The organism is Lacticaseibacillus suilingensis (assembly GCF_016861845.1).
GTDB lineage: Bacteria > Bacillota > Bacilli > Lactobacillales > Lactobacillaceae > Lacticaseibacillus > Lacticaseibacillus suilingensis.
Genome location: NZ_BOLV01000002.1, coordinates 87,904 through 107,502 on the forward strand (window position 1 = coordinate 87,904; position 19,599 = coordinate 107,502).

Consider the following 19,599-nt stretch of genomic DNA (forward strand, 5'->3'; position numbering starts at 1 on the left):
CTCCTTGTTAGGCGTTGATCGCGTCGATAACCACTTTCGTATATGGCTGACGGTGGCCCTTCTTCTGGTGTTGATGCTTCTTAGGCTTGTACTTGTAGGTAACAACCTTCTTTTCGCGCCCTTGCTTCTCAACTTTACCAGTGACCGTTGCACCGTCGATCGTTGGTGTGCCAATCTTGGCATCGCCTTCGCCGCCGACCAAAATGACTTGGTCGAATGTAACTGTCTTGCCTTCTTCAACATCGAGCTTCTCGACGTAAAGTGCTTCACCGACTTCAGCCTTGTATTGCTTACCACCGGTTTTGATAATTGCGTACATCTTGTGCACCTCCTGTTGCCCGTAGGCTTTTTCCCCTGAGTACTCGCCAAGTCAGGTGCTACGCTTAAAAACCTGACGTTGTGCGGTTGCAGTTGAGGGGTGACAAATACAACGTTCAGATTGTACCAAAGAAAACCCGCCAGCGCAAGTCTTGGCGGTAGGGATTGTCGCCGCCGCACTTGGCCGGTATACTACCTTCAGGAGGTGGATCGTGTTGGTTGCTTTGTTGATTGCTTTGATCTATTTGATTTCGGCAGGCTTGCTCCTGATCACCACGGCGCGCTTGCATCAACCCTTGAATCTCGTGGTGGCCGGCTGCTTGTGGGTCATTTTATTCGGCCTCAGTCTCAAATTCTGGGGCTTCGGCGGCTTCAGTTTGCTATACGGCTTATGGATGCTGGCCATGATTGGCGGCTTGTACGGTCTGCGCTATTATTTCCGCCAGACGAAATAGAAAAAGGCTCGATCAAACTGCAATCGAACCCTGCCCCTGCCAAGGACCTTCAGTATACCACCAGCGCTATCATCAATTCGAGTCCAAAAACAAATCGGCCTTTCGCTAGCATTGCGAGAAGCCGATTTTTCTTGTTATTTCGTTCGTAAAGGCAACAGCAATTCACTTTGCGCCAGATCAACGTGGAAATTAACCACCGCTTCGGTTCGCTGGGTCTGCGCCATATCTGCACCATGAATGATCAGCGCCAGATGTCGACTGGCCGGCAAGTTCAAATGCGTTGGCTGCAAGTCGAACTCGACGGTGAAGGGTTGGCCCGGCACCACCGGCACATTTTCATACGCGTTGTGCTGGTTTTGCACGTTGACATGGCCGAAGCTGACCAGCTTGCTGGCAGACGGCTGTTTTTCCGGTTTGAACTCCAAAATCGAAGCCGTTTTAAAATCATAGCCGAGTTGCCAGCCGGCTGGATCAACTGCACTGGCTACTGGCGTGAAGCGCAACGCATCCCCCACGTCGACTAACCGCACCGACAAAATGGCCGTTGGTTGATCAATCCACAGCCGCAGCTTCAGATGCGGGACGCCTTCCAAGGTGACGGCTGTGCCGAACGCTGGCAAACCTAACCAAAGACGCGCGTCATTGTAGCGCGAGTCTGGTTTGATGATGTCTGCTTCGAATTCATCAGAATTCGAATGCGCCGCGGTGAAAATACTCGTGGCATTGTCGGCAAAGCTGGCCCGCGGCGCTTTGAAATCCGCGGCCAAGTTCAGGGGCTTCACCTCATGGTCACTGGCCGGTGCGCCAAAATCTTCGTACGTGTGCCAGGTTTCCGGGGTCACGTTATCCTGCACCGTGACGTTCGGCAAGGTGGCTGGCGCATTGTTGTCAACGCCGAGCAATTCATAGGACAGCCACAAATTTAATTGGTCAGCGAAGTCCAGCGAGCGGATGTTGTCCAAGTAAGTATGTTGGCCTTGATGCAGGAATAACTTCTTATTGATGGGCAAATCCCGCAGGCCATTCCAGAAGCGAATAGCGTTAGCCGGTTTGACGTTCCAGTCGTTGAGGCCATGTTCAATCACGACATCGCAACGAATGTCTTGCAAGTGGTTGCGATAGTTACGCTCATCCCACCAGGCACTGTAATCGCCAGTTTGACGATCTTGATCGGCGGTGATTTGCGCCAAAGCACGGTCCCAGGTCGGCTTAATTTTCAGGTAATCGCCTGTTTGTTTCTGCCGCGAGAAAGTATCCACCGCCAGCACATCGGCGTCTTCCCCTTGGAAACCGCCTGGCGCAACGACCAAGCCGTTTTCCCGGTAGTAATCGTACCAAGAGGAAATGGCAGACTCGGAGATCACGGTTTTCAGTCCCGCCACGCCACTGGTGGCAGCGGCAATCGACAGCGTCCCTAGGTAAGACTTCCCAGTCATGGCCACTTTACCATTGCTCCACCAGGCTTTGATTTCGATGCCATCGGTGCGGTTGGTGAAGGCCTTGCGCTGGCCGGTCAACCATTCAATCACCGCCACGGCGGAATCGGTTTCGCTTTGACCGCCGGTGCTGCGGACACCATCTGAACCGCGGGTCCCGACCCCACCGGAGTACACCGTCACGAAGCCCCGCGGCAGCATAAAGTCATTGAACATGTAGATACCATTTTCATCGCCGTAAACTTCGGCGGTGGTGCTTTCGCCGTTCACGGGTTGATGAGGCAAATCGGTAGGCGCCGGTACTTTTGCCGTGACGTCAGCGCGCGTGTGCGAGTGAGTCTTCACCGCCAGCGTGGGATCGGGCTTGTGGGTGATCCAATCGACATCGTTGGTGCCATGGAAATAAGGATTGGCCGTGAACAGCACCGGCATTTTAACGCCGTGATCCGTGGCAGCGGGCCGGAAAATGGTCACTTCCAGCATGTCACGCTTGCCATCCTCGTCGGTGTCCAAGTCCGATTCCACCCACACCACTTCACGACGCAAGTGGCGCGCATCAAACACTGCCTGGGCTTTACCGTTGAAGAAGAGATACTCCGGTTTGGCCTTCCCCGCTTGGAAGTCCTGATAGAAGCCGCGATTGGCCAAATCATCCAAGTAGTTGACCAAGTGCTTTGTGCGCGTGCACAGCAGCAAATACAACGCCGCGTAAAAGTCGGCCGCGGACTCAATCGCATCGTCAACGACTGGGAGCTGAGTTTTGGCCATAAAACCCAGGGCATCATCAAGCGGATAGTCGGTCAGGGGTTCAAACCCCAAGAGCTGCAAGGCAACCGCATAAAAGATTTCGCGGCTGATGGTGGTTGGCTTAGTGGCCAGCCACGCCCCTAAATCCAGCTTGGCCGTGGCGGCCACCGCAGCTAACGCCTGCGCCTTGGCCGTATTCGACAATGCTTCTGGAAAAAGCTTAGCATAGGCCGCGCTGGCGACTGCGGCTAATGGTTGGTCCAGCGTCACGTTAAAGCCGATGGCAGTCAGTTCCTGGCATTGCTGGTCAAAGCTGACGGTGACGCGGCCAAATTGATTGAGTTTCAAAGCAATTCCTCATTTCTTCTTCATTTCTTTCAGTCTAGACGACTCACCGCCGCCTTTCAAGCCAAGCAGTGATTGACAGGCCTCAATGCCCGTTCGTATAATGGAAAGCGTGCTGCGATAGTAGCTCAGTTGGATAGAGCAATGGTCTTCTAAACCATCGGTCCCGAGTTCGAATCTCGGCTATCGCACTTTTGAGCTAAGAAAAACCCGCAAATTTGCGGGTTTTTTTAATCTTCTGATGCGTGAGATAGATATGCCTGCATCCCTGGCAGCGCCGCTTCGGCCTCTGCCATCCCGGTTTGATGCAAGGCGGTTAATTTGTTGACATCACGCTCCAGGCGGCCAACGGTGACCGGCTCTTGTGGGGCAATGACAAAGACCTGGCCCTGCTGCTCCAGTTGCTGAAGCTGGGCGGCCTGCTGGTTATACATCTCCGGCCGGGCGCTGGCGGTGCTCGCAAAAGCCGGATACTCGGCAAAACTGTGCTGATAAGCGCGGCGTAATACGGCGCTCGTCGGGTTCTTGCGGTAAGTCCGTTCTCTGGTGCGGACCACCACGATTTGATCAAAACCGCGCTTTTGGGCATAAGCAAACGGAATGGAATCGGCAATCCCACCATCCAGGCAGACGCCAGCATTCGTGACCGCCGGCGCCGAAATGAACGGCATCGCGGAGCTGGCTTTCAAATCTGCCACGAGGTCGCGCCCTTGCGGATGCCTAAAGTACACTGCCTGGCCGGAAGCCAGCGCCGTTGCAACCACGACAAATTCGCTGGTTGAGCTGCGGTACGTCCGCTCATCAAAGTTCTCCCAATCGCCGCTATGCGGAGCAAAAAGATAATCAAGATTGATAATGTCCTGGCGTTTAAAGGCGCGCCGCAGAGAAATATAATTTTTATCTTGGCGGTGTTTGGTGTTGATGGTATTGGTGCGGCCAATCTGCTCAGACAAGTAGTTCGTCCCACACAGTGCCCCGGCTGACACGCCAACCACCAGTTCAAAGTGGATGTCATGCTTCAGAAACGTGTCCAACACCCCGGCGGTGTACTGACCACGCAAAGCCCCGCCTTCCAAAATTAATGCTGCTCGATACATTTACTTCACCTCTGATTCGCGTTGGGTCGACGTCGATTCTGCTAGGTCACTTGGGGCCGGCGCAGCAGCCGCGGCATCATTTGCCGAGGTCTCACTTGCAGCGACGGTTTTATCCGCTGAGGTTTCAGTGTTTGCCTGGCCTTCAACTGGGGCTGCCGTATACTCACCAGTGGCGAAGACCACATAGCGCTGACCGTCCTGACTGGTCACGACGAATTGAATCGGTGAAGACACCGCCACGGTGCCACTTTCAGTGTGCCAGCCGAAATCGCCCACTTTTTCCGTGAGCAAGCTTTCTGCAGCGGAAGCGCTGGTGATTGGCTCCCAATCCAAAGGCAGATGCCCGTTCTTTTGTTCGAGTTCAGTAATGGTGGCGCGATCCGACGGCAGCCCTGGCTTGGCCGCTGGCTGGTGCAGAATGTGCCAGACGATTGCCGCCACCAACACCAGCGTCAGCACCCCCCAGATCACCTGATGCGCCACCATCAGCAGCACTGCGAGGATGACCCCCACGATTCCGGTGATCAAGGCGCCTTTCAAGTCTCGTGTTTCTTTGGTTTCCTCTTCCATGTCATGGCCTCCGTTTCTTTGTGTTCTATCTTCGCACACCCAGCCCGCTGGCGCAAAAAACCTTTCTCAAAGGCTGCGAAGGGCGGCGGGCTTGGCCGGATGGCTAGCCTAGGTCAGGGCATTGAAGGCGCTTTTGGCCTTCGAGGGCCTGACCGTAGCTGGACAGTCCGGCTTTGCCGACCGTAGCGTAACTAAAGGCTGCTGAGGGCGGCCGCACTCAGCTCGACGAATAGCCTAGCTCTGAGCATTAGCGGCGCACTTTGCCGCTGAGGATCGGAGCATAGCTATGCGCCCGAGCGTTACCGACCGGAGCGCATCTAAAGCCTGTGGAGGGCGGCGTTAGGCCGATGAGTCGCCTAGCTCAAGGCATTGCTACCTGGTTGCGGCGGTGAGGCCTTAGCTCGTTCTGCTCTGCTCCGGTTCTCTACGACTTCCGACTGATTTTACGCCACTAGAAGGTTTTCTTTTGACTTGCTTACTAAAATATAGTATAGTTATTTCATCGCTACTGAACGACCATTCATGCGTGATCGAATGGAGGTAATACACATGAAATACAGAATTCAATTAGATACCAATACGCAACAATTTATCGCAATCGATCCTGCCAACCAAACTCACATTGGTCGTGGCGCGACGATTGAACAAGCCGTGGCTCAGCTTTCACGCTAAGCACAGCAAAAGCCGGAGGGAAAAGTTTTCCCTCCGGCTTTTTTTGTTTGGTTTGGCTTAGTAGAGTTCGAGGTACTGGCTGCGTTCCCATTCAGAAACACTTTGCCGATAAGCCGCCCACTCCAGGTCTTTGGAATCCGTGAAACTGCGGAACAGATGCTCACCCAGCGCATTTTTGACCACTTGGTCCGAAGCCAACGCCTTCAATGCGTTATGCAGCGTCGAAGGTAAGTCTTGGATGTGGTTGGCTTTGCGTTCGGTATCTTGCATCGAGTAGATGTTACGATCCACCGCATCTTCCGGATCCAGCTGGTTGCGCACACCATCGAGGCCGGCCTCCAGAATCGCCGCAATCGCGAGGTATGGGTTGGCCGTTGGATCAACGGACCGCATTTCCAGCCGCGTCCCTAGGCCACGAGATTGTGGCACTCGAATCAGTGGACTGCGGTTAGTGCCAGACCACGCGATGTAAACAGGCGCTTCATAGCCAGGAACCAAGCGTTTGTAAGAGTTAACGGTGGGGTTGTTGATAGCCGTCAAGCCGCGCGCATGGGCCAGCAGACCGGCGAGAAAATGCATCGCCACTGGGCTCAGTTTTTCATCGGCATCGGCATCGTAGAAGGCATTGCCCTGTTCATTAAACAAGGACATGTTGATGTGCATCCCTGAGCCGTTAATGCCTTGCAAAGGCTTGGGCATGAAGGTCGCATACAAGCCATGCTTGCGGGCAATGGACTTCACCACCAGCTTAAAAGTCTGAATATTATCGGCGGCATCTACCGCGTCGGCGTACTTGAAGTCGATTTCATGCTGACCTGGGGCCACTTCATGGTGCGAAGCTTCCACTTCGAAGCCCATTTTTTCCAATTCCAGCACGATATCGCGCCGGCAGTTTTCCCCTAAATCAAGCGGGGCAAAGTCAAAATAGGAGCCCTTATCATTCAACTTCAAGGAAGGTTCGCCATTTTCATCCAGCTTGAATAAGAAAAATTCTGGCTCCGGGCCAATGTTAAAGGCAGTGTAGCCAGCCTTATGCGCATCTTCCATCACCCGAATCAGATTGTTCCGGGGGTCGCCGACAAAAGGTTCACCGTCGGGCGTATGCACACTGCAAATCAACCGCGCAATCTTGCCGCCGTCGTTTTCCCAAGGGAAAAGCAGCCAGGTGTTCAAATCAGGGAACAGCAGCATGTCACTTTCTTCGATGCGGACAAAGCCATCGATGGAGGAGCCATCAAAGGTCATTTTGTTGGCTAGGACCTTCTCTAATTGCGAAACCGGCACCTCGACGTTTTTGATGATGCCGTTGATGTCGGTGAACATCAACCGTAAAAATTCAACGTTTTGCTCTTTGACGCTCTGCCGAATCATATCAGCAGTAATCGCTTGTTTAGCCATGAAGTCGCTCCTTTTCCCTTCCCATTACGGACGAAATCCGAAACCTTGAGTCGGCTGATCCGGTCCGCTTGGATTCAGTCGACCCTGATTGAGCAATTCCTCACGCAGCATGCGCCGCACTTCTTCGTCGCTGAGTGGCTGGCGGTGGCGCGGATGGCGCTGCTGTTTGATATCGGCAATCGTGAAGCCGTCTTTCAGCTGGGTGCTGATTTCGAGCAACGCGTCGATATTGTTCAAGGAATACAGTCGGTGATTGCCCGCCGTCCGCTCGGTTTTGATCAAGCCCTGTGCTTCGTAGTACCGAATCTGACGCGCAGTCAAATCGGTTAACGCCATCACCGTCCCGATCGGCAAGACTGGGCGGGTGCGAATGTCATCGATGTCTGGCATCAGCCTGGCCCCCTTTATCACGTGTACCAGACTACCAACTTCAAAACCAGGCGTCAACGGCTGATGTCAGTTTTTCTAACATTCATCAAAAAAGATTCGGCGGCTGCCGAATCTTTCCGGTTTAATTGAAAAATGTGGCCTGGGCTGCGCCGATGGTGGCGAGCTTGGCATGGGCGTAGGTCAACCCGCCTTGCATATACAAGGTGTATGGCGGCCGCATCGGGCCATCAGCGGAGTACTCAATGGTGGAGCCTTCGACGAAGTTCCCGGCGGCCATAATGACCTTATCTTCATAACCGGTCATTTCCTCGGCGATTGGGGTCACGAAGGCGTCAATTGGTGAGTTCTGCTGCACGGCCTTGGCAAAGGCGGTCATGTCTTTGGGGTTGCCGAAGTTGACGGTTTGAATCAAGTCCGTCCGCGGCGCATCCCAGCTTGGGCTGACCTGCAAGCCTAATTTCGCCAGCAGTGCAGCTTCAAAGATGGCGCCTTTGATTGCGCCACCGGTGACTTGCGGCGCGATGAAGAAGCCTTGATACATATCGGCCAAGTTGCCGTAGGTCGCGCCTTCAGCGCCACCAATGCCTGGCACAGTCATGCGATAGGACACCCGCTCAACCAGGTCTTTGCGGCCCACAATGTAGCCCCCGGACTTGGCCATGCCGCCGCCGGCATTTTTGATTAAGGAACCAGCCATCAGGTCAGCGCCGACTTGCAGCGGTTCGATCGGTTCGGAAAATTCGCCATAGGCATTGTCGATGAACACCCAGACGTCAGGCTTGACCGCCCGCACGGCTTTGATCATTTCGGCGATTTTGGCCACGGTAAAGGACTCGCGGGTCGCGTAGCCACGCGAGCGCTGAATCGTGATCACCTTGGTTTCTGGCCGAATGCGCTTTTGAATGGCAGGCAAATCGGCACTACCATCGGCTTTCAACGGCACATAATCCGCTTTGATTCCGTATTCTTTGGGACTGCCGATACCATTGCCGGCCATTCCCAGTACTTCCTGCAAGGTGTCATAAGGCGCGCCGGTGATATAAAGGATTTCATCACCAGGCCGCACCAGCCCCAGCATCGCCACGCCAATCGTGTGGGTACCAGAGACGAACTGGGGCCGCACCAAAGCGTCCGCATATGGCGCCCCACCGCTGAGCACATCGGCGTAAATGGCTTCCAACTTATCCCGGCCGACATCGCTGTCACCATAGCCGGTGGAACTGATCAGGTCGCTTTCCGCGACCTCATGCGCGCGAAAGCTGTCTAGCACCTTCGCCTCATTGGTCAGCACCTGATCATCAATCGCTGCCAGCCGCGGAGCGATTTGCTCATCGACTTCGGCCACCGTTGCCATTAATTTGGGATCAAATTTATCTTGCCACTTCATTTGAATGTACTCCTCCTTGAATGCGCCACGCTGAAACCAAAGCCGCCGCTTGCGCAGGCGCCTTGGGATCAGCAATCAGATCCAGCCAGTGGGCCGGCATCTGATGGCGAAAATACGTTAATTGTCGTTTGGCATAATGCCGTGAATGTTGCTGAATCAGCGCTGTGGCCGCCGCTAAGGACTGCTCTCCGGCCAAATATGGGAGCAGTTCCTTGTAGCCTATGGCCTGCAGCGCCTGAGCCGTCGGCGGCGGCGCCTGCGCCAACACGGCTTGCACTTCGGCCACTAAGCCCGCGTTAAGCATGGCCACCACCCGCGTATTAATCCGGTCATACAAAGTCGCCCGCTCCGTGGTGAGGGCCAAGACCAAAGTATCGTATTGCGGGGTGCTGGGTGGCTGGGCCGAAAACAGCTGACCGGTTTGCTCAATCACTTCTAGCGCTCTGATCACCCGCCGTGAGTTGCCGGCGGGAATTTTGGCCGCCGCGGCCGGATCTTGAGCGGCCAATTGGTGCCACAGCCAGGCTTCATCATGAGCCGCTAACGCCGCTTGCCAGCGCACCCGGCTTGGTGAAGCGGCCTGGGTGCCCAGCGGCAAGCCCAGCCTTAGCGCATTCAGGTAAAAGCCCGTCCCGCCCACCACAATCGGTAGCTTACCGCGTCTGGCAATGTCAGCGATCGCCGCTTCGGCCCGATGCTGAAATTCAGCCGCAGAAAAACTAGCATTTGGCGGCACGATATCCAGCAGATGATGAGGGATTCCGCCTTGCTCCGCCGCTGTCACTTTGGCCGTGCCAATATCCATGCCCTGATAGATTTGATAGGCGTCCCCATTGATGACTTCACCGTCAAATTGCTTGGCCAAAGCCACGGCCAAGGCACTTTTGCCGGTAGCAGTCGGGCCCCCGATCATTAATACTTGCGTTTGGTTAGAATTATTCCCGCTCAATGTCATATATCAAGTATAATGTAGTTAGCACTTAAGTTCGATATATTGGAGGGATTTTTATGAAACACAAATTTGCGACTGGGTTCCTGTTCGGAATTGTGGCTGCGGCCGGCGCCGTTGCCGGTGCGGTGTTAACATTCAAAAAGTCTTACATCGAACCCGTTGAAGAAAAAGTTGATGAGATCAATGCTAACCGCCGCAAGGCCAACCGCAAATCTCACGCTGCGCACCAAGGCTAACGCTACCTCGCTCCTAGCGAGGGGGTTGGTTCACTCAAAACGCAAAAGACGTGCCTGTTTGCAATCGCAAACAGCCACGTCTTTTTCATTATGCTTCGCGTTTTTTCGTTTTGCCGGACCAGTTATCATAACCGCCCTTGAGGAAGTACAGATGCTGGAAGCCTTCTTTGCGCAGCTTGCGTGCCGCGCGCACGGACATGGCACCGGTTAAATCATAGAGATAAACCGGCAAGTCCTTGCGCAGTTCCACTTGGCGCTGCTTTAACTGCGTGTATGGCAGATTGCGGGCGCCCAGGATATGGCCGGCGTCAAAGTCGCCTTTTTCCCGCAGATCGATGATCTGTGCCTTGCGCATCGTCGCTTCAAAGTCTTCCGGCGTCATTTCGCCGCCGACCGCTTTGAGCCGTGACTTCTGCCACATTTGATACAAATAGTTGGCGGCCCAGACGACCAGCCCAATCCCAACAACAACCAGCAACAAGTTCCCCATTACAAATTCGCTCCTTAACAGACTCTTCGCCCTGATTTTTTAATGCTAATGTTCTTTATGCGCGAGCCAAGCTAGCGGCCCCCACCACACCGGCGGTATTGCCCAAAGTGGCCAAACGCAGGTGCGTAGTGTTGCGCACATTCGGGAAAGTAAATTCGTTGAAATACTTCTGGACCCGCGTCAGCAAGAAGTCGCCGGCTGCGGAAACGCCGCCGCCAATCAGCAGAAATTCAGGGTTCAGCATGTTCCCAATGTTCCCCAAGCCAAGGCCAAGGTAGTAGCACACTTTATCGACAATCATCAAAGCCAGCTTGTCACCAGCCTGGGCGCAGTCGAAGACAATCTTACTGGAGATATCTTCGCCATCATCCAAAATCTGCTTCAAGCGGGAGTCGCCAGCAAATTCTTCGGCCATGTCGCGCGCCACATGCACAATCCCGGTGGCGGAAGCAACAGTCTCCAAGCAGCCGCGCTTGCCGCAGGTGCACATGTAGCCGTCTGGTTGGACGGTCACATGGCCGACTTCACCGGCAGAACCTGCCGCACCATGCAGCAAGATGCCATCGGACACAATGCCGGCACCAATCCCGGTGCCCAAAGCCACCAGCGTCACGTTGTCGGACTTGTCGCCGGCGCCTTTCCACTGTTCGCCCATCGCTGCCACGTTGACGTCGTTGTCGATCGCAAACGGAATGCCAGTGGCCGCTTCAATGTCGCGCTTGGGATACTGCATGGTCTTCCAGTTTAGGTTGTAGGCGCCAATGACGGTGCCTTGGGCAGGATCAACTGTCCCTGGGGTACCCATGCCGATGCCTTGGAAATCAGCTGCGCTCATGTCATAAAGCTTCAAGTGGTCTTGGATAGACGCGATGATATCAGGGATGATGTGGCTGCCTTCATCCAAAATATTCGTGTCAATACTCCACCGTTGTTGAATTTCACCGTCTTCGGTTAAAATTGCAAACTTGCAGGTGGTACCGCCTAAATCAACGCCCATCAGTTTCTTGTCCGCCATGATTGTTTCCTCCATGTGTTTGAATTAAAGGATGCTTCTCCTCTTGAGCATGTTCGTGTCGGAGCACGATTTTGGCTGAGGCATAGGTTTTATCATCAATCAGCTGGGCTTTGTGAAGGCGATCCACTTCCACCGCTGCCAATTCGATATCCCACAGCCGCTCACCGACGTGAACGTAGGTGCCGTAGCGCTTGAGTAATTGCAAAACGTCATAAAAAGTCTTCATCAGAATGCCCCGAAAGCGGCCCACACCATCGCGCCTGAGGCCACGACCAATACTACGGCAGCGATCACTTGGCGCACCCGGCTGCTGGTGAAACGCGGAACCCCAAGCACTGTCGCAATCAAGAAGCCGCCAACAAACCCGCCAATGTGACCCCAAATATCAACGCCGCTCATGAACAGATCCATCACCAAGTTCAAGCCCGCCAGTAAAATGAACTGCTTGGCTAACGCCGTGATTTGCGGATCATCGCGGAAGGTATCATAGAGCATCAGAAATGCCCCCATCAGCCCAAACAGCGAAGTCGAGGCGCCGGCCGCTAGCCCGGTTGAATTAAACACCGCGCTCGCTAGGTTGCCGGTGATACCTGACAGCAGGTACACCACAAAAAAACGCCAGTGGCCAAAAATGCGTTCAGTCAACATGCCCAGGTAGTACAGCGTGACGCCATTGACGACAATGTGCATCAAGCCGATGTGGACAAAAATCGGCGTAATCAACCGCCACCACTGGCCTGCTTCAATCAGCAGGTTGTAGCGCGCGCCGAACTGAAGCAGCACCATGGTATCAGTACTGCCACCAGCCAGCGTTTCAAGCAGGTAAACCAACACGGTAATGCCAAGCAAGCCATAAGTGACAAAAGGCTGGTTAGCAAGTCTGCGGTAGCCAGAACTGTGCAAAGGGGTGGCTCCTTTCTGAATCAAACTAGGTCAACGTCATGCAATAAAAAACCGCTACCCAACCAACTTGGGAGCGGCCGGTGCGCACAACAACAGAACATGTCCAAGTTTCACAAATCAGTGTAGCATTATTTCCGCTGATTGCCTAGCCGCTCAACCATTGGCGGTCTTTTGATGAACCGAATAATTCTTCTGCGTTGGCACCTTATAGAGCTTGTAGTAATCCTGGAACATTAACTTCGCAATATCATACGCCCATGAAGACATCTTGCTGACGTTAGGCACCACGATGGCGATTGCCACTTGCGGATCGCTCGCTGGAGCATAACCAATGAAACTTTGGGTGATGGCTTCGACCTGAGTTGAATTCGAATTTTCCGGATCAGTGCGCGTGAAGGTTTGCGCCGTCCCAGTTTTCCCAGCCACGCCAGGATTGAGGCTTTGCAGCGCCGTCCCAGTCGCATAACCGCTGGTGCCGTGCACCACTTGCCACATCCCCTGCTTAACCAAGTTGATTTGGTCCTGGTTATTCTTGATTTTGGACAACACCGTTGGCGTGGTCGTGCTCAAAATTGGCCCTGAACTGCCATCACTGAGGGTTTGGCTGACACTCTTCACAATATACGGTTTCATCCGGTAGCCATTGTTGGCGATAGTGCTGACATATTGAATGGCTTGGATCAACGTGTAGGTATCCAAGTTACCATAGGACAAGTCCAGCGCCGAGCCGACATTGAAACGGCCATCGGTGTATTCAGCCCCTTCCAACCCGGCAATTTCACCAGGCAGGTCGATGCCAGTTTTCTGACCGAGTCCGAATTGATTAAAGTAACCACGCATCTTGCTGAAAATGTCCTTATTCATATACAAATGCGAATTGGCCACATAATCCGCGTGGCCTTCAAGCATGGCCAGGTGCATCATGTAGGTGTTTGAGGAGACTTCCAAGGCTTTCGTCGCGGTCAGGCTGCTAAATTTGCCAATCCCATAGTCAGACTTTTTGACTGGGGTATTCGGTAAGTAAATAGCGGAGTCGCCAAGCGTATTGTTGTTCACGGTAATGACGCCATCTTGCAGCGCCCCTAGCACCATGGCAGGCTTGGCAATTGACCCCATGGCGAACGCCCGGTTCAAAACGCCCAAAGAATCATTGGTCACTTCATGTGTCTTGACGTTTTGATGCAACCCAGAAATAGCCAAAATTGCGCCAGTTTTGGGATTCATCGCCACCGCATAGGCCCCATCGGACACGCCAGCTTCGCCAGCAGCCTTGGCCTGGTTGAAGACCTTCGTCACATCGTCATCCACCATTTTCTGGTAGGCGGAATCGATGGTCAAATTCAGGTTGGCGCCTTGTTGGCCCTGAAAATCGGTGGTTGAGCTGACAATGCTGTTGTCACGCCCGATTTCTACCTTAGTGCGACTCTTGGCGCCTTTGAGAATGCTTTCGTATTCTTTTTCCAGATAGCTGGTGCCGACCCGATCATTGCGGGCGTAGCCGTTGGCGAGGTATTCATTCAGCGTTTCCGCTGGTAGCCCGGTCTTTTCTGAGGACACCGTGCCAATGATACTCAGCATCGATTTACCGTTCGGATAGGAACGCTCCCAGTCTGTGCCCAAACTGATGCCAGGCATTTTGGTGAGATGTTCGCCGACTTCTGCCACTTCTTGCTCAGACACGTTTTGATCTTTGATGTAAACCGTGGTGAGTTGCGTGGCGCCGTTCATTTTTTTGTAAATCGCGGCGGCGTCTTTTTCTCGGTCAGAGTAATCAGGCAAGTGTTTCGACACGTAACTCAGCTGGGCTTGGTACTGTTTGCTTGTGTCTGTCGTGGCTTGCATCGCCGCTGACAGCTTTTTCAGCACCGCATCAGAAGCGGTTTTATCCGCGAGATAATAGTCAGCGTAGTCCCGTTTGCGCATGCCATCAAGGGAAATCGTGACATACTTAGACAGCTCGTCAGCAGTGTCACGCATGGTTTGCGCCGAAACGCCAACACTTTTGGTGTACACAATCGCATTGTTGGCCGAGTTCGCCACCAACAGTCGGCCTTCACTATCATAGATCTGGCCCCGAGGCACACTGCCGGTGACCGTCGCCTGATCCGTACTGTCAACATCCGCGCGGAACTTGGCGCCATTCATGATTTGCAGGTACGCTAACTGCGCCACCAGCGCCGCTAGCAGCAAAAACACGAAGAAAAATAACAAGTTCAGGCGAAACGGAATGTGCGAGCGCTCGCGCTTGGGCTTCGGCGTGCGAATGTATTTCAAAGTTCTCGACTCCTTCTTCTATCCTCTGCAGTTTAGCAAAATCTAGGGCTAAACGCCATGCCTTACCGAATCATGTTATAGTAAAAGCAGTTGAACTGACGGGCTTAGCGCAAGATTTTACCGATTCCTAACCTTGCCAGCTGCCAGTTCAAATCGTGGTTCAGGAGGCCTTTATGCAAGAGAGCAAATGGCGCAAACGGCGGCCGTTAATTTTCGCTTTTTTGGTGCCAGTCGTCATCATGGCCGGTTATTTCATCGCGGTCAAAGTATGGCCCTTTGGCAATAATTCGGTGATGACCGTCGACATGGGCCAACAATACATCGACTATTACAGCTACTATCGCCAAACGCTGCTCGGCCATCCTGGCCAATTTTTTTATGCTTTCAACAAAGATCTTGGCGGCGATGCGTTAGGCATTTGGGCTTACTACTTAATGAGTCCGTTCAACCTCATCACCTTGGTGTTCCCGAAAACAATGCTGGATCTGGCCATCACTGTGATGACCCTACTCAAGTATGGCGCCGCTGGCCTGGCCATGGGTTGGTATGTGCAAAAGCAGCATGCCCGCGGCAGTTGGGTGGTCGGCTTTGGCACGGCTTATGCCTTATGCGGCTGGATGGTGGCCAACCAGCTCAATCTTATGTGGTTGGACGCTGCCGTCTTTCTACCGCTGATTGCGCTGGGCTGCGATCGGCTGATTAAGCGGCAGCGGCCTTTCATGATGCTCGGCTGGCTGCTCTTGGCCATGGTCAGCAACTACTATATGGCCTACATGCTGGTGCTGTTTTTAATCGCCTACTTCGGCTTTCGCCTGCTTGAAGTTCGGCTGCCGCACAGTCAGGCTTGGCGTGCCGTGCGGCAGTTCGCCGCCAGCGGGCTGCTCGCGGCCGGGCTGGCGGCTTGGCTGTTGTTGCCCACGGCCTTTCAGCTGGCGCAAAGCAAAGGCACCTATACCGAAACCCAAATTCAATGGACCCATTTCGAGTCTAATCCGCTGAAGCTGTTAGGCAAGTTTTTTGCTGGCGCCTATTCCTTCGGCCAAATGCCAAGTGGTGAGGCCAATATCTTTGTCGGTAGCATTGGCCTGATTGGCTTCATCTTATATTTCTGCACCAAGGAAATTCGCTGGCAAGAGCGGCTGGCCGCAGGGTTCTATAGTGGCTTCTTGTTGCTCTCCATCACCTGGGCGCCGCTAGACCTGCTGTGGCATGGCATGCAGTTTCCGGTCTGGTACCCTTACCGCTTCTCGTTCGTCATTTGTTTTTGGCTGTTGATGCTCAGCCTGCGGGCCCTGCTGCGCCGGCCCAAAGGTATCACCATCACCCAATTGCTGATTGCACTCGGCGTGATGACGGCGCTCACGCTAACCGTGTTCTTGCGGCGTGATCATTATAGTTACCTCACCACCGGCGCCATTGGCATCACCGCCGGCCTGAGTGTGGCTGCGCTGATGCTTTTGAGCTTGCATGGGCCAAGGCGCCGGGCCTTCACCATTGCCATCGGCGTGTTAATGGTGGTAGATGCTGGGAGTAATGCGGTGCTGACCTTAAATCAACTAAGTGATATCAGCCATTCGGATTACCATACGTACACCGAAGCGCTCCGGGCTGGCATCAACACCCTGCAAGCCAAAATCGGCACTAACAGCCGCATTGGCAAAACCGTGCTTCGCAGCAAAAACGATTCCATGCAAATTGGCTACCTCGGCACGGATCAATTTTCTTCGATGCTGGAGCCGGCGGAACCGCAATTTTATGGCGAGCTCGGGCAAAGCGCCGGTGACAATTTTGTGGCCTACACCAACGGCACCGTGATTACGGATGCCTTGCTGAATATCAAAGGTTACCTGAGTCCGCGGCTGAGTGCCCCGACCAGCGTCTTCATGCCGCAAATCGCGGCCCGGCCGGATCTGCAGCGCTACGACCAGGTCGGCCACACCAAGGTCCTGAACGCCTACCGCAATCCTTATGCCTTGGCCCTCGGCTTTACCGCGAGCCAGAACATCTTTAAAACGAAACTGCTGCCCCAGACGCCGACTGTTAACCAGGAACGAATTCTCGGCGGCTTGACCGGCACCAGCACGCCGGATCTGTTCAACGTCGAGCCGCTGTCCGCCCCGCAAGTCAAGCATGGCACGCAAAGCGGCAGTGTCGTGACTAAAACGGTCCTCACCAGCAATGAAGCCACCACTGTCACCTACACCTTCACCGCGGCGACCACCGATGCGTACTATCTCCAAATCGGCGCCAACTTCACTGACAACCTCACCAGCCTGACCCAAAACGGTCGCAGCGTCCCGATTTACGACACCTTCCGTGATCGCGAGTTGCTTAATGTCACGCCGAGCGCGCCCGGCGTCAAGCAAACCCTGGTCTTCACGCTGAACAAAGACTCGGCCGATTTCGCCGACATCAAATTATTCCGGTTGGACTTAGCTGACACCTTGCTTCGGCTCAACACCTTGAAGGCCAACAACTGGCGCCTCACCGCGCGCGGGAGCCGCTCACTCGCCGCCACAGTCAACGCTAAGGCCAAGCAAGTGGTAATGACCAGCATCCCCTATGCCGCCGGCTGGCACGTCAAGGTTGATGGGCAAACCGTCAAAGCCAGAAAGGCGCTTGGCTTCATGCTCGCCATTCCCGTGACCAAAGGTGAGCATCAGCTAACCATGACCTATACGCCACCGTATTTCTGGGCCGGCGTGGGCGTCAGTGTCATCGCCCTCTTGCTCTGCTGCCTCTGGTGGTGGCTACTGCCGCTGGGCCGGCATGCCCAGTAGCGAAAACAAGGGGCTGTGACACTTGTCACAGCCCCTTGTTTCACATCGAATATTCCAGCAGAGTTACGTGCCAAAAGGCCAGAGCCGAGTAGCTAGCTACGCCATCCACCGAGTCCAAAGTTCGGACTTGGTGAATGGCTTGATCAGCCTGTAGCGCGAAGCGCGTACAGGCTGACATGCGTTAGAAAGGCTACTTGTCGGCTCCAAAACCGCCTTTTTTCACAGCCGCTTTCGATTACCCAATTTGTTGCGGTTGTTTGGTTTCCACATGATTCAGCAGATACGCGTTGAGGCAGACAAGTGCTACCGTGCCAATGCCTAAGAGCACAAAGACGGGTAAAAATGCCTGCCCAATGCCAGCAGGAATCTGAACCGAGGTCCCCCAGTCAGCAGTACTGGTGCCAAAAGAAAAACTGAACTCGGGATGGCCGCCATGATAGGCCAGCCCTGACAGCCAATCAAACGCTGCACCCAGCAGATATTCAAGCCCGATGAAGACGCCGGCATATAACACCACTTTCACGATTTTCTGCCGCAGATCTGGTAAGTAAGCACTGATCATCTCGGTAATCAGATGGACGGTCGAGATCATGGCCCCAAACCACAATTCGACCACTAAAGCCAAGGCGACCAGCACGAGCCCTCCTTGAATATTCGGGGCGCCCAAATCTGGGCCACCAGGCGCAACCGTTAACCAGGCGGCGGTTACCAGCCCTGCCCCTAACCACAACACGATTTGAGTCAGCCAGGTGGCGAGTGTCACCACCACCATTAATTGCCAGCTTGGCAGCGGCAATAGTCGCCACCAGTTACTGGTCCACATCTGCTCTTGCAACATCGCCAAGCGAACAAAGCCGGCGAATAGACCAAACACCATGGCACTCAGCGGCAGGCCGAAATAGTTGCCTTCATCGACCCAGCCCAGCGCATATGCGGCGGAGAGCCCGAGAATCAGGAGCACGTAGAGCCCCAGCCAACCGGCAATTTCTTTGAGCCGCAGCCCCAGAAGTTGCCCCAACACCTTGCTTGCTTTAGTCATCGTTTTCACCACCTTCGTAGAATTGTTCAAAGTAGGATTCAATGCTTTGGCCACCTTCACGAATTGCATCAGCAGCGGCATGGGCCACAATGGTTTGGTTTTTGATCACCACTACGGCGTCCAGCAGCTGGTCGATATCAGTGACATGGTGATCAGATATCACCATCGTCGCCGTGTCGGGTAACCAGCGCACGATGCTATTCAGCATTGCCTTGCGGGTCATGACATCGATGCCGTCAAACGGTTCATCCAGCAAATACAACTGCGCGCGCCGGGCCATGGTGACCGCCAGCGCCAGTTTGCGCTGATTACCTTTGGACAGGCGATTGAACCGCTGCTTTTGCTGCAGGTCGAGCAAGTCCGCCAGCTGCAAAAAATCTGCCATCCGAAAATCAGGATGCAACTGAGCCATTAATTCCGCAATCTGGCCAACTTTCCACCGCGGATCAATATCTGTCAGCTGGCCGGTGTAGCTGACGCCAGCTTTGCGCCGGGCCAAGGCGGTTTGGCCACCAACCTGAATCTGGCCTTTAAACTGCACCGCACTGCCGGCAATCAGGCGCATCAGAGTCGTTTTACCTGCGCCGTTGGCCCCGAGCAGGCCAATGATTTGGCCTGCTGGTAGCTGCAACGATACATCGGTGAGAATGGTTTTCCAATTGCGCCGATAACTCAGATTTTCAATTGTTAACACATCACTCATGCCTTTCGCCTCCTTGCTGTGTTTGCACGTACTGCGCAAAGGCGGTCGTCATTTCCTCAGGACTGAGTTCAAGCGCCGCCAAATGGTCGTATAAGGCCTTAAATTCCCCTTCGATCATGCTTTGTTTCATTTTCCCCAACACCTTCTGATCCGTGGTGACAAAATTCCCTTTCCCGCGTTCCGGCACCAGAATGCCAGCTCCAATCAGATTCGCTAGCGCCCGCTGAATGGTATTCACATTCACCGTCAGCGTGATGGCGAGCTGTCTGACTGCCGGGACCTGAGCGCCTGGGCGCAAATGCCCAATGATGATTTCCCGATTAATGTATTGCTCGATTTGGTAATAAATCGGGGTCTTAGCGTCAAATTCCATTTTGCCCCTCCTCACTAGT

Annotated in this window: 20 protein-coding genes, 1 tRNA gene and 1 other annotated feature; of the genes, 5 read left to right on the forward strand and 16 right to left on the reverse strand. The window is 54.1% G+C overall.

What is annotated here, in order from left to right; genetic code table 11:
- Positions 1 to 7 precede the first annotated feature (7 nt).
- Positions 8 to 319, reverse strand: a complete 312-nt coding sequence (gene rplU / locus JUF11_RS01810; RefSeq protein ID WP_054663477.1) for a 50S ribosomal protein L21 — start codon at positions 317 to 319, stop codon at positions 8 to 10.
- A gap of 28 nt (positions 320 to 347) precedes the next feature.
- Positions 348 to 417, reverse strand: a sequence feature (ribosomal protein L21 leader region).
- A gap of 113 nt (positions 418 to 530) precedes the next feature.
- On the opposite strand from rplU, the gene JUF11_RS01815 reads away from it, so the two are divergent.
- Positions 531 to 773, forward strand: coding sequence for a hypothetical protein (locus JUF11_RS01815; RefSeq protein WP_204118061.1), 243 nt, complete (start codon positions 531 to 533; stop codon positions 771 to 773).
- Between the two features lie 134 nt (positions 774 to 907).
- Here JUF11_RS01815 and JUF11_RS01820 read toward each other — a convergent pair whose 3' ends face one another.
- Positions 908 to 3,304 carry a Xaa-Pro dipeptidyl-peptidase gene (locus JUF11_RS01820; protein WP_204118062.1) on the reverse strand — a complete coding sequence of 799 codons (2,397 nt, stop codon included), beginning with the start codon at positions 3,302 to 3,304 and terminating at the stop codon, positions 908 to 910.
- Positions 3,305 to 3,418: 114 nt separating this feature from the next.
- Here JUF11_RS01820 and JUF11_RS01825 point away from each other — a divergent pair.
- Positions 3,419 to 3,492 (forward strand) — tRNA-Arg (locus tag JUF11_RS01825).
- 39 nt (positions 3,493 to 3,531) lie between these two features.
- Here the strand turns inward: JUF11_RS01825 and JUF11_RS01830 are convergent.
- On the reverse strand, positions 3,532 to 4,398 hold the full coding sequence (locus JUF11_RS01830) for a patatin-like phospholipase family protein (RefSeq protein WP_204118063.1): 867 nt from the start codon (positions 4,396 to 4,398) through the stop codon (positions 3,532 to 3,534).
- A complete protein-coding gene (locus JUF11_RS01835) occupies positions 4,399 to 4,968 on the reverse strand; it encodes a hypothetical protein (RefSeq protein ID WP_204118064.1) in 570 nt (189 codons plus the stop codon).
- Between the two features lie 549 nt (positions 4,969 to 5,517).
- Here JUF11_RS01835 and JUF11_RS13265 point away from each other — a divergent pair.
- The gene (locus JUF11_RS13265) at positions 5,518 to 5,640 is read left to right on the forward strand and encodes a hypothetical protein (RefSeq protein ID WP_263852864.1); all 123 of its coding nucleotides are present in this window, start codon (positions 5,518 to 5,520) and stop codon (positions 5,638 to 5,640) included.
- A gap of 57 nt (positions 5,641 to 5,697) precedes the next feature.
- Here JUF11_RS13265 and glnA read toward each other — a convergent pair whose 3' ends face one another.
- The 4 genes from glnA to miaA form a co-directional block, all read right to left on the reverse strand.
- On the reverse strand, positions 5,698 to 7,038 hold the full coding sequence (gene glnA / locus JUF11_RS01840) for a type I glutamate--ammonia ligase (protein ID WP_204118065.1): 1,341 nt from the start codon (positions 7,036 to 7,038) through the stop codon (positions 5,698 to 5,700).
- Between the two features lie 24 nt (positions 7,039 to 7,062).
- On the reverse strand, positions 7,063 to 7,428 hold the full coding sequence (locus JUF11_RS01845) for a MerR family transcriptional regulator (RefSeq protein ID WP_203632126.1): 366 nt from the start codon (positions 7,426 to 7,428) through the stop codon (positions 7,063 to 7,065).
- Between the two features lie 121 nt (positions 7,429 to 7,549).
- Entirely contained in the window at positions 7,550 to 8,815 is a 1,266-nt protein-coding gene (locus JUF11_RS01850; protein ID WP_204118066.1) for a methionine gamma-lyase family protein, read from the reverse strand.
- On the reverse strand, positions 8,799 to 9,770 hold the full coding sequence (gene miaA / locus JUF11_RS01855; RefSeq protein WP_204118067.1) for a tRNA (adenosine(37)-N6)-dimethylallyltransferase MiaA: 972 nt from the start codon (positions 9,768 to 9,770) through the stop codon (positions 8,799 to 8,801). The genes JUF11_RS01850 and miaA overlap by 17 nt, the downstream gene beginning before the upstream one ends.
- 53 nt (positions 9,771 to 9,823) lie before the next feature.
- Between miaA and JUF11_RS01860 the strand changes: the two genes are divergently transcribed.
- Positions 9,824 to 10,003 (forward strand): DUF3042 family protein, encoded by a 180-nt coding sequence (locus JUF11_RS01860; protein WP_203632132.1) that lies wholly within the window; start codon positions 9,824 to 9,826, stop codon positions 10,001 to 10,003.
- A gap of 88 nt (positions 10,004 to 10,091) precedes the next feature.
- On the opposite strand, the gene JUF11_RS01865 is transcribed toward JUF11_RS01860, so the two are convergent.
- The 5 genes from JUF11_RS01865 to JUF11_RS01885 all read right to left on the reverse strand — a co-directional run bounded on the left by JUF11_RS01865 (position 10,092) and on the right by JUF11_RS01885 (position 14,685).
- The gene (locus JUF11_RS01865; RefSeq protein ID WP_373301005.1) at positions 10,092 to 10,424 is read right to left on the reverse strand and encodes a rhodanese-like domain-containing protein; all 333 of its coding nucleotides are present in this window, start codon (positions 10,422 to 10,424) and stop codon (positions 10,092 to 10,094) included.
- A 124-nt stretch (positions 10,425 to 10,548) separates the two neighbouring features.
- Complete coding sequence (locus JUF11_RS01870; protein WP_204118068.1) at positions 10,549 to 11,508, reverse strand: ROK family glucokinase; 960 nt, start codon at positions 11,506 to 11,508, stop codon at positions 10,549 to 10,551.
- Positions 11,480 to 11,734, reverse strand: coding sequence for a YqgQ family protein (locus tag JUF11_RS01875; protein ID WP_203632141.1), 255 nt, complete (start codon positions 11,732 to 11,734; stop codon positions 11,480 to 11,482). The genes JUF11_RS01870 and JUF11_RS01875 overlap by 29 nt, the downstream gene beginning before the upstream one ends.
- Positions 11,734 to 12,411, reverse strand: a complete 678-nt coding sequence (locus JUF11_RS01880; protein WP_204118069.1) for a rhomboid family intramembrane serine protease — start codon at positions 12,409 to 12,411, stop codon at positions 11,734 to 11,736. Before JUF11_RS01880 ends, JUF11_RS01875 begins: the two co-directional genes overlap by 1 nt.
- Positions 12,412 to 12,564: 153 nt before the next feature.
- Positions 12,565 to 14,685, reverse strand: a complete 2,121-nt coding sequence (locus JUF11_RS01885; protein ID WP_204118070.1) for a peptidoglycan D,D-transpeptidase FtsI family protein — start codon at positions 14,683 to 14,685, stop codon at positions 12,565 to 12,567.
- Positions 14,686 to 14,858: 173 nt separating this feature from the next.
- Here JUF11_RS01885 and JUF11_RS01890 point away from each other — a divergent pair, with 173 nt between their 5' ends.
- The gene (locus JUF11_RS01890; RefSeq protein WP_204118071.1) at positions 14,859 to 17,465 is read left to right on the forward strand and encodes a YfhO family protein; all 2,607 of its coding nucleotides are present in this window, start codon (positions 14,859 to 14,861) and stop codon (positions 17,463 to 17,465) included.
- Between the two features lie 235 nt (positions 17,466 to 17,700).
- Here the strand turns inward: JUF11_RS01890 and JUF11_RS01895 are convergent, their stop codons facing one another.
- The 3 genes from JUF11_RS01895 to JUF11_RS01905 are packed head-to-tail and all read right to left on the reverse strand — an operon-like array spanning position 17,701 to position 19,580.
- Entirely contained in the window at positions 17,701 to 18,504 is an 804-nt protein-coding gene (locus tag JUF11_RS01895; RefSeq protein ID WP_204118072.1) for a hypothetical protein, read from the reverse strand.
- Positions 18,497 to 19,207: an ATP-binding cassette domain-containing protein gene (locus tag JUF11_RS01900; RefSeq protein WP_204118073.1), complete on the reverse strand. Its 711-nt coding sequence runs from the start codon at positions 19,205 to 19,207 to the stop codon at positions 18,497 to 18,499. The genes JUF11_RS01895 and JUF11_RS01900 overlap by 8 nt, the downstream gene beginning before the upstream one ends.
- On the reverse strand, positions 19,200 to 19,580 hold the full coding sequence (locus tag JUF11_RS01905) for a GntR family transcriptional regulator (protein WP_204118074.1): 381 nt from the start codon (positions 19,578 to 19,580) through the stop codon (positions 19,200 to 19,202). The genes JUF11_RS01900 and JUF11_RS01905 overlap by 8 nt, the downstream gene beginning before the upstream one ends.
- Between the last annotated feature and the right edge of the window lie 19 nt (positions 19,581 to 19,599).